The following is a 14,784-nucleotide window of genomic DNA, read 5'->3' on the forward strand; positions in this document are numbered from 1 at the left end:
GCCGGGGAACGGGGTCAGGAACTGGTGGACCGGGTCGGGCAACCGGGCTTTCTATCCACGGCCCGAGGTGCCGGGCGCCCACATTGCGGCTCGGACCGATCCCTCCTGGATGTCCTGCCGGGGCAGTTGAATGCCGAATGCGCTCTCCAAGGCGTGGAAGTACAGCTCGAACTCCCAGGTCAGTTCGGGGCGGTCAAGTTCGGCCCTGCGTATGGCCCGGTTGAGGAAGTCGAGCCCACCGCCCCGGTAGTAGGGGGCGCGACCCCGCTCGTACCAGATCAGTTCCAGCGCCCCCCAGTCGTCGTCGACGCGGTGGCCGTCGAGCGTGTAGTCGAAGGTGTAAATGGCCTTCGCGGCGCAAGCGCTCAGCTGCACGGTCTCCGTGACGCCCAGCCGGGAGAGCGCCGCGTGGTCGGTCCGGATGCCGGACGGAGTCTCGTGGTACATCAAGAACGCCCAGTCGCCCGCCTGCCCGAAGCAGCAGGTCTCCCACGCCATGTCCCAGTAGTCGGGGCCGGCGCCGTCCGTGCTGCGCAGGTCCGACAGGCGCGTACCGGTGGCGGTCTGTGCGGGGTCGGATCCGTGGAGCAGGGCGATCTGTTCGGCGCTGACGCCCTCGCCGCGGAAGAAGGCGAGATTGGTGTGAGCAGACCGCGCAGGTCACCGGCCGCCAGGGCAGCACACCACAGGCGAGGACACGACCTCAGGGGTGTGTGCCGCTGCTCAGTACACCCACCGTGTGTGGGTGTACACGCCGTTGTCCCGGCCAAACCCGTACGCGGTGACCGGGGCCACCGCGAACACCACTGCGTTCCCTGTACGGAACGCATCCCCGATCCCGTGGAAGGTCCCCTCGGAGGAGGTGATGTGCGGCCCGTACTTCGCCTCGTACGCCGCGATCACTTCCTCCAGCACGGCCGGATCGGCAACCGGCTCCGCCGTGCCCTCGATCACCAGGTCGAGCCCTTCGGTGAGCGAGTTCCTCCCGGTTGTCAGCGCACAGTGCGCATCATGAGCGAGGTTCCTCGCCTTCTGCTCGCCCGGGCCGGTGGAGAAGTACAGCACCCCGCGGTGCCAGGCGGCGATCACCGGCGTGACGTGCAGCCTGCCGTCGGGCCGCACCGTGGACACCCAGAAGATCTCGGCGGTCTCCAGGTGCCGTTGGGCCTCGGCCCATTCGGTGGCGGTGACGTCTGGGGCGCCTGGGCGGGGGTTGAGCGCGGAGCTGTAGCGGGCGTCGAGCTCGGCCGTGGGCTGCTGGGAGCGGTTGTGGGGTGGCATGGCGGATCTCCTTCCTCTGCATTCCCTGTAACGACCGTGATCCCGCGCCGAAATCATCGGCGCATCCGTTTGGGTCTCCGCTACGCGCTCGATGAGGAGCAACTGGGGCCCGACGCCCCCGCCTTGGCAGGTCTGAGGAATGAACGGCACGTCCGACCCCAGGCTGAAGGACCGCAACTCTCCCTAGGCAGCCCATATATAGGCTATGTAGAGTACGAGTATGGCAATGCTGCGAATGACCCTGCAGACTCAACTGGTGCTGCGGGCTTTGCTGGAGGATCCCGCCCAGCAGCGTTACGGCTTGGAGCTGTGCGAGCTGGCAGGACTGCCGTCGGGCACGATCTATCCGATCCTCGCCCGGCTGGAGCAGGCCGGCTGGGTGGACAGCACCTGGGAAGATCCGGCTGTGCACGAGGAGGCGGGCAGGCCGCGCCGCCGCTTCTACCGCATCACGGAAGACGGCGCCGAACAGGCCCGCGAGGCACTGGTGCGCGCATACCGTTCCCGCAAGCAGCCGCTGCCGGGATGGGCAGCCGCCCGACCGGCCGCCGACGGGGGAGACGACGGCTGACACGCGGCCCTCCGGATGAGCCGGCACCTGGCAGAGACCGGCGGAAGCCTTCCTCGTCGGCAGCATGGACGGCGCCGGCGGCCCCCCGTCCGTCGTCGCCTGGCATGATCATGGCGTGACCAGTACCAGTGAACCTGCGGGGCGCGGCCGCGCGAAGTACGTCCTGTTCGATGTCGACGGCACGTTGATCGACGCGGTGAACAACCAGCGCCGGGTCTGGGGCATTTGGGCGCAGCGGTACGGCCTGGACGCGGACGAGGTGTACCAGGTGGCGCTGCGGACGCGGCCCATGGAGACGTTCGCTCAGGTTGCCGCGGATCAGGATCCGCGTGAGTGTCTGGCCGCGCTGCACGAACTGGAGGACGAGGACGTCCGGTCCGGCGTCTATGCGGCTTTCGACGGCGCGTCGGAGCTGCTGCACGGCCTGCCGCCCGGGTCCTGGGCGCTGGTGACCTCGAACTACGAGCACCGGGTGCGAGGCCGTTTCCTGCGGACGGGCCTGCCGGTGCCTGACGTGATCGTGGACGCGGCCGCTGTCGAGAAGGGCAAGCCCTCGCCCGTCCCGTATCAGCGGGCCGCTGAGCAGCTCGGCGCTGCACCGGGAAACTGCCTGGTCATCGAGGACGCCCCGTCCGGGGTGCAGTCCGGGCTGAGTGCCGGGATGACGGTGTGGGGCGTGAACGCCGCCGTCCCGGTGGAAGGCGTGCACCGGCACTTCGCCAGTCTGCGCGAGGCAGTCCCGCACATCCTGGCCTTCGCGTCCGAGCCGCAGGAGGACGCCGCGGCCTGAGGGTGATCGCGCGACGAGGCGTACTCGTCGCCCCGACACCCATCAACCGCGAGTCCCGGCGAGGTCGTTGGGATGGAAGGTGCGGCGGTAGGCGGCGGGCGAGACGCCGAAGGCCGTTCTCATGTGCGCGCGCAGGGAGTTGGCGGAGCCGAAGCCGGCCCGGTGTGCGACCAGGTCGATCGACAGATCGGTGGTCTCCAGCAACTGCTTGGCCAGTTCAAGGCGTTGCGCGGTGAGCCACTGCACCGGGGTCATGCCGACCTCGTCGCGGAAGCGCCGGGTGAAGGAGCGCAGGCTCATCCGGGCGTGCTCGGCGAGCCGGTTCAAGGAGAGCGGTTCGCCCAGGTGCTCCAGGGCCCAGGCACGGGTGTCGGTGGTGCTGGCGACGGTGGGCTCAGGCACCGGGCGGTCGATGTACTGGGCCTGCCCGCCGTCCCGCCAGGGCGGTACCACGCACATGCGGGCGGCCCGGTTGGCGGCGGCCGCGCCGTGGTCGCGGCGGATCATGTGCAGGCAGAGATCGACGCCGGCGGCGACGCCCGCGGAGGTCAGCACGTCGCCGTCGTCGACGAAGAGGACGTCCTCGTCGACCTTGACCGTGGGGTAGGCGCGGCGGAATTCGGGGGCCAGGTTCCAGTGGGTGGTGGCCGGCCGGCCGTCGAGCAGCCCGGCCGCGGCGAGCACGTAGGAGCCGGTGCAGATGGACACCAGCCGGGTGCCGGGCCGGATGCCGGCGATGGCCGCGGTGACCTCGGGCGGCAGCGGGCCGCCGCGACCCAGCTCGGGCATGGCGTGCGTGGGCGGGACGATCACGGTGTCCGCGGCGGCCAGGGCCTCGGGGCCGGCCGCGGGCTGCACGGAGAAGCCGGCGTCGCTGAGTACGGGGGCGCCGTCGGCGGTGCAGACGGTGACGTCGTAGAGCGGGCGGCCCTCGTCGTCCCAGACGCTGCCGAAGACACGGGAGGGGATGCCGAGCTCGAACGGCGGGACCCCGGGCAGGGCGAGCACGGCGATCCGGTGCCGCCGGGGCGCCGTCGCTGCCGGCGCCCCGTCCCGCTCGTCCTGCCTGGCCGTTTCCCGCGTCTCGCTCATGGCCAGATCCTGTCACATAGTGGCCAAGCGGCCAACACCACGGCGGGTCGGGGTGCCGGATCGTGGACTGCGTCGTCACCGGGGGATTCCCGGGGACAAGCCGACCGAGACGAAGAATGACGAGGCAGAAGCATGCGTGCGGTGGTCGTGGAGCAGTGGGGCGGACCGGAGAACCTCATCGAGCGTGAGGTCGAGCGCCCCGAGCCGGGACTGAACGAGGTCCTGGTCCGGGTGCACGCGGCCGGAGTGAACCCGGTGGACTGGAAGACCCGCGCCGGTGGAGCCCTCATCGAGTGGGGCACCGTCCCGGCGGTCGGCTGGGACATCTCCGGCACCATCGAGGCCGTCGGGCCCGGCGTGGGGATGTTCCGCCCCGGCGACGAGGTCTTCGGGATGCCGCTGTTCCCGCGCCAGGCGGGCGCCTACGCCGAGTACGTGGTGGCACCGGCCCGGCACCTCGCCCTGAAGCCGGCAGGCCTGACGCACGTGGAGGCGGCAGCGCTGCCACTCGCCGCGCTGACCGCCTGGCAGGCCCTGGTGGACACCGCTGACGTGCGCCCCGGCGAGCGGGTGCTGGTGCACGCGGCCGCCGGCGGCGTCGGCCACTTCGCGGTGCAGATCGCCAAGGCCCGCGGCGCGTACGTCATCGGCACGGCCAGCGCGGGCAAGCACGACCTGGTGCGTGAGCTGGGCGCGGACGAGGTGATCGACTACCGCACAGTGCGGTTCGAGGACGTCGTGAGCGACGTCGACGTGGTGCTGGACGGCCTCGGCGGACAGACGGCCGAACGCTCCCTGACGGTGCTCAAGCCCGGCGGCCGGCTGATCACGCTCCCCGGCCCGGACGACGTCCCCGCCGCCCAGGACGGGGTGCGGGCGGTGTGGATGCTGGTCGAGCCGGACCACCTGGGCCTGCGCGAGATCGCCGCCCTGGCGGAGCGGGGCGCGCTGAAGCCGGTCGTCGAGACGGTCCTGCCGCTGGCCGAGGCCGCGAAGGCGCACGAGATCGGCGAGCAGGGCCGCACCACTGGCAAGATCGTCCTGACGGTCGCCTGATCCACGGCCACCGGTCTGCCGCGGCGAGCAGGCACCGGCCGGCCGCACGGGCCCGATGCTCCGTGCGGGCGGATTGCCTCGGCCGGCCTGGGTGATCTGCTGTGGCGGAGAGGGCAGGATTCGAACCTGCGTGGGCCCCTCAAAGGGGCCCGACCGTGAGGCATCCTCGCTGGTCCCCGATCAACCACTCCGGGCACCTCTCCTCGCTCCCGGCCCGCTGCTGTCCCGGCCCGTTCACGTGAACAAGACTGGCAGGACCCCCTGACGGGCGACTGACGTGCGCCTGATGCGGCCGGCCGGCCACGCCTTGCCGGACGGTGCACGCCTCGCCCGGCGCCACACGATTCCGGCCGTGAGGTTTAACAGGGCAGGCCGTCGTGAAGGGTCACCGCTGGCCTGACCCACTACGCAAGGGGGGATGTCATGAGGGTCGTCGTCACGGGCGCGTTCGGCTTCCTGGGACGCCGGCTCGCCGACGCACTGCTGCGGACGGGAACGTTCGCCGGCACACCGATCCGGCGGCTGGTGCTCGCCGACCGCGTCGTACAGCCTGGCGCCCCGATGGCGACCGACCCCCGCGTGGACGTGGTACACGGCGATGTGATCGACCGGCTCGGCGACGTTTTCGCCGAGCCGGTCGATGTGCTCTTCCATCTCGCAGCCGCGGTCTCGGCCGAGTGCGAGGCCGACATGAGCCTCGGCATGCGTGCCAACGTGGACACCACCCGCACCCTCCTCGACGCCGCCCGGGCACAGTCGGCCACCGGCGGGCCAAGAGTGCGCGTGGTGTTCTCCAGCAGCCTCGCCGTCTACGGCACCCACCCGACGCTGCCTCTGCCACCGGTGGTCAGCGAGTCGACCCTGCCTCTGCCGCAGTCGAGTTACGGAACCCAGAAGCTCGTCTGCGAGCACCTGATCGCGGACTACACCCGCCATGGCTTTGTCGACGGACGCACCGCCCGCCTGATGACCGTCGCGGTCAGGCCCGGCACACCCAACGCGGCCGCCTCCGGCTTCCTGTCCGGCATCATCCGCGAACCCCTCGCGGGACTGCCGGCGACCTGCCCGGTCCACCCCGACCTGCGGGTGGCCCTGGCCTCGCCACGCCGCACCATCGAGGGACTCCTGCGTATCGCACAGACGGAACGCGGTGCCGGGCCCGGGCAGTTGCAGGGCCCGCTGCCGGTCAACCTGCCCGCGCTCACGGTATCGGTCGCCGAGATGCTCGCCACGCTACGGCAGGTGGCCGGCGACGCCGCCGCCGACTTGGTGAGCATCAGGCCCGACCCGGCAGTCGAGGCCATCGTGGGCTCGTGGCCCGCGGTGTTCGACACCACCCGTGCCGCCGCACTCGGTCTGGAACCCGACCCGGACTTCCTGACGGTCGTGCGGGACTACCTTGCGGAGCACAGGGCCGCATCCTGACCGGCGTACGGGCGTGGCCGGGGTTGCATGTCCGCCGAAAGGGGCGGTGTCGCCGGGACAGTATCGGCGGCGACGGCGCAGCCCCGGAGCCCGGAGATGTGCGGCAGGCGGGGACGGCTCGGGTTACGAGAAAGGCATGGTGTCGTGGCCGGTGGGTGCCGGCCGATGGCGAGGCACCCGGGCTGCGGACTGCTCGCGGTGGGTGGGATCGCGGCCGTTCGTATCGGTGCTGGCAGGACGGCGAGGTTCAGGTACCGCCCCGGGTGAGAGCTTCGCCGGCGGCTCACCATCAACCCGGCTCGCTACGGTGCCGTCTCGAAGTAGTCAGAAGCGGGGACCGGAGGGCCGTCGGCGATGGCGCGGGCGTAGCGTTCGTCAGCGATCTCGACGAACTGGCGTCGCGTCGGGTCGGTGGAAAGCTCGGCCGAGACGCGCCACCCAGGACCGCCGTTCGACCAGTGCTCTCGTGCGATCTCGCCTTGGAAGTGGCCGTCGAACATGTCCCGGAGTGCGGCCCCGCCGAGGTTCCCGAGCCTGAAATCGGACTCCCAGTTGGTCACGATGAGGTTGGTGAACAGGATCTGCTTCCTCCGGGTGGCCGTCATTGGCGTATGCGGCGGCTCCCAGCACGCCAGGAGCGAAGGGTCGCCGAGCGCCAGGACGATCAGTTCTCGATGCGCATCTCGCCGCGCGGCTTCCTGAGCTATCTGCGTCTGCCGAGCCTGGTACCACAGCGAGGCAGCGACTCCTGCCAACGCGGCTGCGGAGATGAGCACGGACAATGCACCGTAGGTCTGACTGACATTGCTCAGTCGCCCCCAGTCCAGATCGTCCGGGGCAAGTATGTTCAGAATGAATGGGGTCGCGAGGATGAGCACGAGGGTAGACAGGGCCATGGAGGCGACGACGATTGTCCGAGTGTTCTGAACTGGCCTTCCCCGAAGACTGAGCATGTCTCCCCCCGCTGTGAATTGCCAGCCGACCTGAACATGGTGGCAACTGGCAGGCAGCCGATCAACGGTGGCGATGTCGGCCAAACTGCCGCATGTTCTACCCGGACATCCGTTCATAGCAGATGTCCGCCAACCACGCCCTGATCCTGCAGAGCATGGGAGAGGTGGACCAGGCCCATGCCGTCATGGAGCAGTTGCTTGCCGACACGATCGCGGCCGTGGGAGAGGTTCATCTCCCGTTCCCCTCGGCTGTTCGCGGCACTGAGCAACACGGGACAGCGCGTGTTCGTGCAAAGGGAAAACCTGTGTTCCGCCCGGCTCGGCGGCGCGATCATGGACCGGTCACTGACACTCAACCCATGAGGAATCGCCCGCCATGCCTGTGCCTGCCGACCCTACGGTCCTTCACCCGATGCCCGAGCAGCCCCGAGTGGTGCTGCTCAAGCCGCTGGTGACGTCCGCGCTGATCGAGGTCGGGGAGTACTCCTACTACGACGACCCGGACGACCCGACGGCGTTCGAGACGCGCAACGTGCTCTATCACTACGGACCGGAAAAGCTGATCATCGGCAAGTTCTGCGCGCTGGGCACGGGAGTACGGTTCCTCATGAACGGCGCCAACCATCGCATGGACGGTCCCTCGACCTTTCCCTTTCCCACCATGGGTGGCTCCTGGGCCGATCACTTCGACCTGCTCACCGGCCTGCCCAACCGAGGGGACACCGTCGTCGGCAATGACGTCTGGTTCGGCCACGGCGCGACGGTCATGCCCGGCGTACGGATCGGACACGGCGCGATCATCGCCTCCGGCGCCGTGGTGGCCGGCGACGTGCCCGACTACGGCATCGTCGGCGGCAACCCGGCACGCCTCATCCGCACCCGCTACAACGACCAGGACACCGCCCGGCTGCTGGCGGTGGCGTGGTGGGACTGGCCCGCGGAGCACGTCACCGAGCACGTGCGCACGATCATGTCGGGCAGCATCGCCGACCTCGAAGCCGCCGCTCCGGACGCCCCGCGAATCTAGGGGCCACGGACCGGATTCCGGGAGTAGCTGTGACCCGGTGAGACACGCTTGTGCCGGGCGTGACCGGTGGCGCCGCGGAGGTCAGGCGATGCCTGCCTTTCTACTCGGTCGAGGCCCCGTCAGACCAACGTCGTGATGCAGAACGGATGGCCCGCAGGGTCCAGCAGCACCCGCCAGCGCTCGGGCTGCGGCTGGAAGTCGGGCTTGGCGGCGCCGAGTTCGAGCAGGTGCTTCTCGGCGATGTCCAGGTCGTCCACGCCCAGCTCGATGTGGGCCTGCTTCTCCTGGGCGGGGTCGGGCCAGGTGGGCCGGCGGTAGTCGGCCAGGCGGTTGAAGCCGAGACCGGTCGCTCCCTCCTTGCCGAGCAGGATGAAGTCGTCGCTGGAGAAGAGGACCGACATGCCGAGCAACTCGCCGTAGAAGTGAGCCATTTCGGCGGGGTCGGCGCAGTCGAAGGTGACGGCGGCGTAGCGGAACGCGGGTGCGGAAGTGGTGTCCGTGCTCATGGAAAGAACGCTAGACCGTGACCCGGACAGTTCCGGTCCTGGTTGTGGCGCGGTGTGGAAAACTTCCCCGAGTGATCAGCTCCTCCGCCCGCCTGCTGCGACTGCTGTCCCTGCTGTCCTCCCGGCCGTCGTGGACCTGCGCCGAACTGGCCGAGCACATCCAGGTCACGGACCGAACCGTCCGCCGGGACATCGCCCGGCTCCGGGAGCTCGGCTACAGCGTCGACTCCGAAGCGGGCCCCTGGGGCGGATACCGCCTCCGCGCCGGCTCCCGGGTGCCACCGCTGATCCTCGACGACGAGGAGGCGCTGGCCGTGGCGGTCGGACTGCGGGAGGCGGCGCAGAGCGACGCCGTGGGCAGTGACCAGGCCGCACTGTCCGCCCTGCTGAAGCTGCGTCAGGTGCTGCCCGGGCGGATCGCTGAGCGGCTGGGGGAGCTGGACGACGCGTTCGTCAGCCTCCCCGCGGCCGACGGACCGCAGATCAGAACCGGCCTCTTGCTCGAGTTGGCCCTTGCCTGCCGACGGGGCGAGCGCGCCCGGCTGTCGTACGTCGACGCCGAGGGACGGGCCACGCTCCGGGACGTGGACCCCTACCGTCTCGTCCGTACCGGACGCCGCTGGTACTTCGTCGCGCGGGACGTGACACGAGGCCAGTGGCGAACATTCCGGGCCGACCGGGTCGACCGGCTCCAGCTCACCGGCCGGCCGGCGGACCTCACCGACCCGCCCGACGCGGCACGGCTGGTCTCCCGCAACATCGCCAACGGCCCCTACCCCCTGTCCGCGACCATTCGCCTCCCCCTCCCCATGGACGCGGCGCTACGACTCGTCCCCGCAACGGTGGGCACCCACCGCTGCGACGGCCCGGAGGCGACCCTTGTCGACATAGGCGGCCCCGATCCGGACGGCCTCGCCCGCTACCTGCTCGGCCTGGGAACCCCGCTGCGCGTCCTCGCTCCGGAGTCGGTACGGCAAGCCCTGCTGCGCCGCACCCGGGACCTCCTCGAGGCCAACGAGTAGGAGGCGGGATCCCCGGAGCGGGGCTGTCAAGTCCCGAGGTTCCGTGACGTGACCCGATGCGGCCGACGGGGCGCAATGGAGTCATGGACGCAGGAAGAGCGCGGGCAGCCCGCCCGCCGCCCCCCTTCCCGGCCCGGCCCTCAACCGCTTAAGGACCCCGAAATGACTCTCCGAGCGAATACAGGCTTCACCTTCCTCATGGCCACGACCGACCCGGCGCCCGGTCGCTCCCCTCCCCGGCCCTGACGCTGCCCCGGGCGCCTCTCGAACGGGCTGCTCGGCAAAGCGACGATGTCCATCTACGAACTTCTCCACGGCGGCGCCCACGCCGCGCTCATCCTTGCCTGCACCATGGCAGGCTCCTACGTGCTGCTCGTCCTGATCGTGCTGATCAGCCCCGGCAGCGCGAGGGGGAAGGCAGCCAGGGATCTCCTGGGCCTGCACCCCTTGTCCAAGAGTTCCAAGACCCAGGACGGCCAGGAGGACGACCCCACCGCACCGTGAGACCTCCCCAATGTCCGCTACCCATAGCTCCGAGACCGAGACCGAGACCGAGCCCGCCGGCGTCCGGCGGGCTCCCCGATCGCCGACAGCGCCGCGGTGTCCAACGGGACGCGGGTGGGGTGGTGGGGGAGGGGCCCGATGCCGGGCATGGTTCGGGCCCCTCGTCTGCGCACGCGTCCACGGAGGGGGTGACGTCCGCGCGCGTACCTTGCTCAACGCCCGACCCGCAGGAAGGTTACGCCGCCCTCGGCGCCCGCCATCGCAAGCCGTCTGGGGGGCCGGGGTGGTCGTCGGCACCGCGCGAGGAACCCTTTTTTCGCCCGGACCTCGGTCTGCCTCATGCGGCACCAGCCCCGACCTTGACGAGCTGCAGACCTGCGGAAGGGATGTGAATGCGCGTCCTTGCCGCGCCTCGGAAGGGGGCGGCGGACACTTCCGGTGCGACGGTGTCCTGCACACCCCCACTCAGCGAGCACGTCGGGTAGGCCTGCGGCGCTGGACGGAGCGGCGCGGCCTCACCGATAACCCGGCCGTTCTTTCGGCCGCTGCCCCTTACCAGTGCCGCAAGCGCGGCGCACAGTGTTGGGCCGCGACGATGCTATTGCGGCTTCGCGAGCCACTCGTCGAAGGTGGTGGGCGCGATGCGGGCGCCCTCACCGGGCAGGAGGACCTCACCGGCCATCTCCGGACCCAACAGCGATGACCACGTCGGCACGAGCTTGACCGCGTGCCCACGCGCATCGTTGGTGCGCCGGGCCATGTCCACCAGATCCTGCGGCTCCGGGCCGGCGACATCGGGGTAACGACCCAGCGGTGTCCCCGTGGCGATCTCGGTGAGGATGTCGGCCACGTCCGCGGGTGCGATCGGCTGGATGAGCAGCGGTGGAATCGTGGCGACGCCGTCCCGCTCTGTCCAACTCGCGACCGTGGCGGCGAAGTCGTGGAACTGCGTGAACGGAACGATCGTCCACGGTACCGGGCCCTCGCTCACGAGACGCTCCTGCTCACGCTTGCCTGCGTAGTGCGCGTTTCCTTGCACACGGCCGACGCCGACGATCGTGAGCAGTACGTGGTGACGGACACCGGCCCGTTCCTCGGCGGCGAGCAGGTTCCGGGTGGTGGCGCCGAAGTACGCCACCGCCTCGTCTCGGTCGGCTGCCTCGTGGCTCGTGGCGTCCACGACGGCATCGACTCCGGTCAGGGCCGCGTCGAGGCCATTCCCGGTGATCAGGTCCACACCGAGCGAGCGACTGATGCGCACGACGTCGTGTCCGGCCCGTTCCAGGGCTGCGGCGGTGCGGGCCCCTATGTTCCCCGTTGCTCCGGCGACGGCGACTCGCATGGTGATCCCTCCTGTGCCACTCGTCTTCCTCCGCTGTCGGCGTAAGGGGTGAGCGGCCATGGGTACAGACCTCCCTCAGCGTCACTCTCAGCGGCCAGTACCGCATCCCGACGGCCGGTGTCACAGCAGAGGTGCTCGCGGTCAGCCGAGTCGAGGCCCGTGAAGGCAGCTGCCCGTCATTCGGCCCAGGGATGGAATCCGGTGCTGAGGACGTCATCGAGAGCGGCACGGAGCCGTGCTGCCTTGTCTACGCCGAAGCTCTCTTCGAACTCGGACTGCACGGTGCGCCAGTACGGGAGGGCGGCTTTCATCCGGGCGAGGCCGTCCTGGGTGATGGCGACGATGCGAGCGCGGCGGTCTGTCGGCGAAGGTTCGACAGTGACAAGGCCCTCGCGAGCGAGTGGTTTGAGATTGGCGGCCAAGGTCGTGCGGTCCATGGCGATCAACTCGGCGAGGCTGGTGATGGTTGTCTGCTCCTGGGTGCTCAGCTTTTGCAGGATGCTGAACTGAGTAGCACGAAGGCCTGTCGGAGCGAGCGCCTTGTCATAGGTGGCGCTGAGGTACCGGGCCGCCTTGCGCAGGACCAGGTTGTTGCAGGAATCGACGGTGTCCCTGCCGGTGCGGGCCATGATCTCCTCCAGTTCCGGATCAATGTACGAGTATATGCACCTAACTGCGCCGGTCCCACTCTCGGTGGCGTCGCCGAAGCGGCAGCCACTGCCGGAGAGTGCGCAGGCGTCACGCGGGTGGCACCGGTGCGGTGCCGGTCCGGGCTCCTCGCCGCTCGTTCGCGACGACCGTTCAGCCGGGACGTACGCTCGACAGGCGTCGGCATTCTCGGGGGTCTGGCCGCCGCAGGCGCGGCTCCCGCGGGGGCGATCGGCGTCGTGAGACGGTGGTCGGGGGCTGAGCGGGGGCTCGAACCGCACGATAGGAGTATATGCTCGTAAGAGTCGTCGGCCGGCGCCCCATCCCTTGGTGGCGAGTGGGGCCGGACGGCGGACTCTTGCACCTCGAGAATTAGGAGCATATGCTCGTAATTCGACGGTGGTGACCCTGCTTCCTTGCCCTTCCTGTGGCACCCGCGGAAGCGCCCCGTCGAACGGCCGAGTGCCTCCGGTTCCGTGCGCGGATGCGAATCCGATCTTGTCTGGTTACAAAGAAGGAGACAGATCCATGGCTGTCAGTCACCTCGCCCTCATCACAGGCGCTGGCGGCGTGGGCCGAAGTGTCCTCGAGAAGCTGCGCTCGCAGGACGTGCCCGTGCGCGTCATGGTGCGCCGGGACGACGACCGGGCCGCACAGTTGCGTGCACTCGGTGCAGAAGTCGTCCTCGGTGACCTCACGCGACCCGAGACCGTCGCGTCCGCCCTGGAGGACGCCCGAAGTCTGTACTTCGCCATGCCTGTGTCGCCCGACCACCTCCTCGCGGCGACCGTCGTGGCAAGCGTCGCGCGTGACCACGGCAAACTGGACGCCCTCATCGACATGTCGCAGATGACCGTGTCGCAGATGACTGCCACCAGCACCGCGGAGTCCCACCAGCAGCGGCTGCACTGGCTGGCGGAACAGGTATTCGACTGGTCAGGCTTGCCAGTGGTCCACATCCGTCCTACGTCCTTCCTGGACAACCCGCTGTTCACCACGCTTCCGGCCCGGACGATCCGCAAGAACGGCACCATCGAGCTGCCGTTCGGAGCTGGACGCACCTCACCGATCGCCGTGGACGACGTAGCCAGGGTGGTCGCAACCGTCATGCGTGACCCGGCCCACCACGTGGGGCACGTCTACGAGCTGACCGGCCCGCGAACGGTCGACATGACGGAGATGGCCGACGCCTTCTCCAAGGCGCTGGGCCGGCCGGTCTCGTACGTGGACGTACCCCTCGAAAAGTGGCGCGAAGACGTGCTCTCCACGATCGGCCTGCCGCCACACATCGAGCAGCACATCGTCACCATGTGCCGCCTCCACCAGCAGAACCGGTACGACCGCGCTTCCGACGACGTCGAGCGCCTGACGGGTGCCCCCGCCCAGACGATCGAAGAGTTCGTGGCGGTACGCAAGGACCTCTACCTGGGCTGACAAGCTCCCCAGGAAGGCTCGCCGCTCCTGGGACAACGTGCATGGCGCACCGGCGCGGTGCCCAATGATGCCGCAACCACGGCCTCACCCCGCACCCTCGCGCACCCACAGGCGCCCGCTTCCCTCTCGAGGCTCCCAGCACCACCAGCCTGCGCTCACCGAGCGGAGGACTGTGCCACCCCCTTTTCCCCTATGTGCCGCGCCACGTGCGGGACTCGGACAACAAGGAAAGCCAGAGAAATGAACCTGAAACTAGAGCTCTTCGTCCTTCCCGTTTCGGACGTCGACCACTCCAGGGCCTTCTACGAGAAGGCCGGATTTCGGCTCGACGTCGCCAAGGACGCCACCGACGACTACCGCGTCGCCCACCTCACGCCGCCCGGATCCGAGGCCTCGGTCATCTTCGGCAAGGGCCTCACCACGGCCGCACCAGGCTCGGCCCAGGGCCTGTACCTCGTCGTCACGGACATCCAAGAGGCCCGCGCGGAGCTGATCGGCCGCGGTGTCGAGGTGAGCGAGGTGTTCCACGACGGCAAGGGCATCTTCTTCCACGGGCACGACGCCGCAGAAGTCGTCCACAACGGGCAGGGCCAGGAACGGATCACCGGCCCGCACCCGGAGCGTGCCAGCTACGGCTCGTACGCCACCTTCAAAGACCCCGACGGAAACGGCTGGGTGCTTCAGGAAATCACGCAGCGAGCTCCCGGCCGCTGACCGCGCCCGCACCCATGAGGCACCACCACCTTCACAAGGGCCTGCAGCAGGCTCCGGCAGTTCATCTCCGACTTGTCACGAGCGGATGATCCGGGGGCAGGGTGACGGTTCAGGCCTGCGTGCTGTGGACAGCGCCGTCGGACGAATCGGTCGGCTCGCATGTTGGGAGCACCACCTGCCGCTGGTGCGCTACGCCTTGATGACCGACGGCGAGCAGATCCGCGCCGCGATGTACCCCGGCTCCTTCGGAGGCCCGAAGTTCGCCGACCAGATCGAGGTCAACATCCGTCAGCACGCGCTTGAGTCGGCCTGCTTCGTGGTCAACTCCAGTGCCTGGCTCGACGCAGATCGGCAGGGCGCTGGCCTACGCCCTCCGGCGGTCCCGTGAGGCGTACCCTCAGGTGCCCGCCAGGCGCGTG

17 protein-coding genes and 1 pseudogene are annotated in these 14,784 nt (G+C 69.5%); 10 read left to right on the forward strand and 8 right to left on the reverse strand.

Features of this window, described 5'->3' with window-relative positions:
* Positions 1–51: 51 nt before the first annotated feature.
* Together AC07CM_RS36600 and AC07CM_RS36605 are read right to left on the reverse strand one after the other, a co-directional pair.
* Entirely contained in the window at positions 52–498 is a 447-nt protein-coding gene (locus tag AC07CM_RS36600) for a hypothetical protein (protein WP_478880807.1), read from the reverse strand.
* Positions 499–723: 225 nt separating this feature from the next.
* Complete coding sequence (locus AC07CM_RS36605) at positions 724–1,281, reverse strand: pyridoxamine 5'-phosphate oxidase family protein (protein WP_478880808.1); 558 nt, start codon at positions 1,279–1,281, stop codon at positions 724–726.
* 220 nt (positions 1,282–1,501) lie between these two features.
* On the opposite strand from AC07CM_RS36605, the gene AC07CM_RS36610 reads away from it, so the two are divergent.
* Both AC07CM_RS36610 and AC07CM_RS36615 read left to right on the forward strand, forming a co-directional pair.
* Positions 1,502–1,852: a PadR family transcriptional regulator gene (locus AC07CM_RS36610; protein WP_478880809.1), complete on the forward strand. Its 351-nt coding sequence runs from the start codon at positions 1,502–1,504 to the stop codon at positions 1,850–1,852.
* A gap of 115 nt (positions 1,853–1,967) precedes the next feature.
* Positions 1,968–2,642 (forward strand): HAD family hydrolase, encoded by a 675-nt coding sequence (locus tag AC07CM_RS36615; protein WP_478880810.1) that lies wholly within the window; start codon positions 1,968–1,970, stop codon positions 2,640–2,642.
* A 42-nt stretch (positions 2,643–2,684) separates the two neighbouring features.
* On the opposite strand, the gene AC07CM_RS36620 is transcribed toward AC07CM_RS36615, so the two are convergent.
* Positions 2,685–3,734: a GlxA family transcriptional regulator gene (locus tag AC07CM_RS36620; RefSeq protein ID WP_478880811.1), complete on the reverse strand. Its 1,050-nt coding sequence runs from the start codon at positions 3,732–3,734 to the stop codon at positions 2,685–2,687.
* Positions 3,735–3,866: 132 nt separating this feature from the next.
* On the opposite strand from AC07CM_RS36620, the gene AC07CM_RS36625 reads away from it, so the two are divergent.
* Positions 3,867–4,790, forward strand: a complete 924-nt coding sequence (locus AC07CM_RS36625; protein WP_478880812.1) for an NADP-dependent oxidoreductase — start codon at positions 3,867–3,869, stop codon at positions 4,788–4,790.
* Between the two features lie 102 nt (positions 4,791–4,892).
* Here AC07CM_RS36625 and AC07CM_RS36630 read toward each other — a convergent pair.
* A pseudogene (locus AC07CM_RS36630) lies at positions 4,893–4,993 on the reverse strand.
* Positions 4,994–5,213: 220 nt separating this feature from the next.
* On the opposite strand from AC07CM_RS36630, the gene denD reads away from it, so the two are divergent.
* Positions 5,214–6,215 (forward strand): D-erythronate dehydrogenase, encoded by a 1,002-nt coding sequence (gene denD, locus AC07CM_RS36635; RefSeq protein ID WP_478880813.1) that lies wholly within the window; start codon positions 5,214–5,216, stop codon positions 6,213–6,215.
* A 302-nt stretch (positions 6,216–6,517) separates the two neighbouring features.
* On the opposite strand, the gene AC07CM_RS36640 is transcribed toward denD, so the two are convergent.
* Positions 6,518–7,252 carry a DUF6082 family protein gene (locus tag AC07CM_RS36640; protein WP_478880814.1) on the reverse strand — a complete coding sequence of 245 codons (735 nt, stop codon included), beginning with the start codon at positions 7,250–7,252 and terminating at the stop codon, positions 6,518–6,520.
* Between the two features lie 292 nt (positions 7,253–7,544).
* Between AC07CM_RS36640 and AC07CM_RS36645 the strand changes: the two genes are divergently transcribed.
* Entirely contained in the window at positions 7,545–8,195 is a 651-nt protein-coding gene (locus AC07CM_RS36645) for a CatB-related O-acetyltransferase (RefSeq protein WP_478880815.1), read from the forward strand.
* A 119-nt stretch (positions 8,196–8,314) separates the two neighbouring features.
* Here AC07CM_RS36645 and AC07CM_RS36650 read toward each other — a convergent pair whose 3' ends face one another.
* Positions 8,315–8,701: a VOC family protein gene (locus tag AC07CM_RS36650; RefSeq protein ID WP_478880816.1), complete on the reverse strand. Its 387-nt coding sequence runs from the start codon at positions 8,699–8,701 to the stop codon at positions 8,315–8,317.
* Positions 8,702–8,772: 71 nt separating this feature from the next.
* Here AC07CM_RS36650 and AC07CM_RS36655 point away from each other — a divergent pair, with 71 nt between their 5' ends.
* Complete coding sequence (locus tag AC07CM_RS36655) at positions 8,773–9,723, forward strand: helix-turn-helix transcriptional regulator (protein WP_478880817.1); 951 nt, start codon at positions 8,773–8,775, stop codon at positions 9,721–9,723.
* A 291-nt stretch (positions 9,724–10,014) separates the two neighbouring features.
* Positions 10,015–10,227, forward strand: a complete 213-nt coding sequence (locus tag AC07CM_RS36660) for a hypothetical protein (protein WP_478880818.1) — start codon at positions 10,015–10,017, stop codon at positions 10,225–10,227.
* A 598-nt stretch (positions 10,228–10,825) separates the two neighbouring features.
* Here the strand turns inward: AC07CM_RS36660 and AC07CM_RS36665 are convergent.
* Entirely contained in the window at positions 10,826–11,569 is a 744-nt protein-coding gene (locus AC07CM_RS36665; protein ID WP_478880819.1) for an SDR family oxidoreductase, read from the reverse strand.
* A 176-nt stretch (positions 11,570–11,745) separates the two neighbouring features.
* Positions 11,746–12,198, reverse strand: coding sequence for a MarR family winged helix-turn-helix transcriptional regulator (locus AC07CM_RS36670; protein ID WP_478880820.1), 453 nt, complete (start codon positions 12,196–12,198; stop codon positions 11,746–11,748).
* A gap of 547 nt (positions 12,199–12,745) precedes the next feature.
* Between AC07CM_RS36670 and AC07CM_RS36675 the strand changes: the two genes are divergently transcribed.
* The 3 genes from AC07CM_RS36675 (at position 12,746) to AC07CM_RS36685 (ending at position 14,753) form a co-directional block, all read left to right on the forward strand.
* On the forward strand, positions 12,746–13,651 hold the full coding sequence (locus AC07CM_RS36675; protein WP_478880821.1) for an NmrA family NAD(P)-binding protein: 906 nt from the start codon (positions 12,746–12,748) through the stop codon (positions 13,649–13,651).
* A gap of 240 nt (positions 13,652–13,891) precedes the next feature.
* Positions 13,892–14,365, forward strand: a complete 474-nt coding sequence (locus AC07CM_RS36680) for a VOC family protein (protein ID WP_478880822.1) — start codon at positions 13,892–13,894, stop codon at positions 14,363–14,365.
* Entirely contained in the window at positions 14,274–14,753 is a 480-nt protein-coding gene (locus tag AC07CM_RS36685; RefSeq protein WP_478880823.1) for a nitrilase-related carbon-nitrogen hydrolase, read from the forward strand. Before AC07CM_RS36680 ends, AC07CM_RS36685 begins: the two co-directional genes overlap by 92 nt.
* Positions 14,754–14,784: the final 31 nt, after the last annotated feature.

The sequence above is a fragment of the Streptomyces sp. NPDC044061 genome (genome assembly GCF_056434305.1).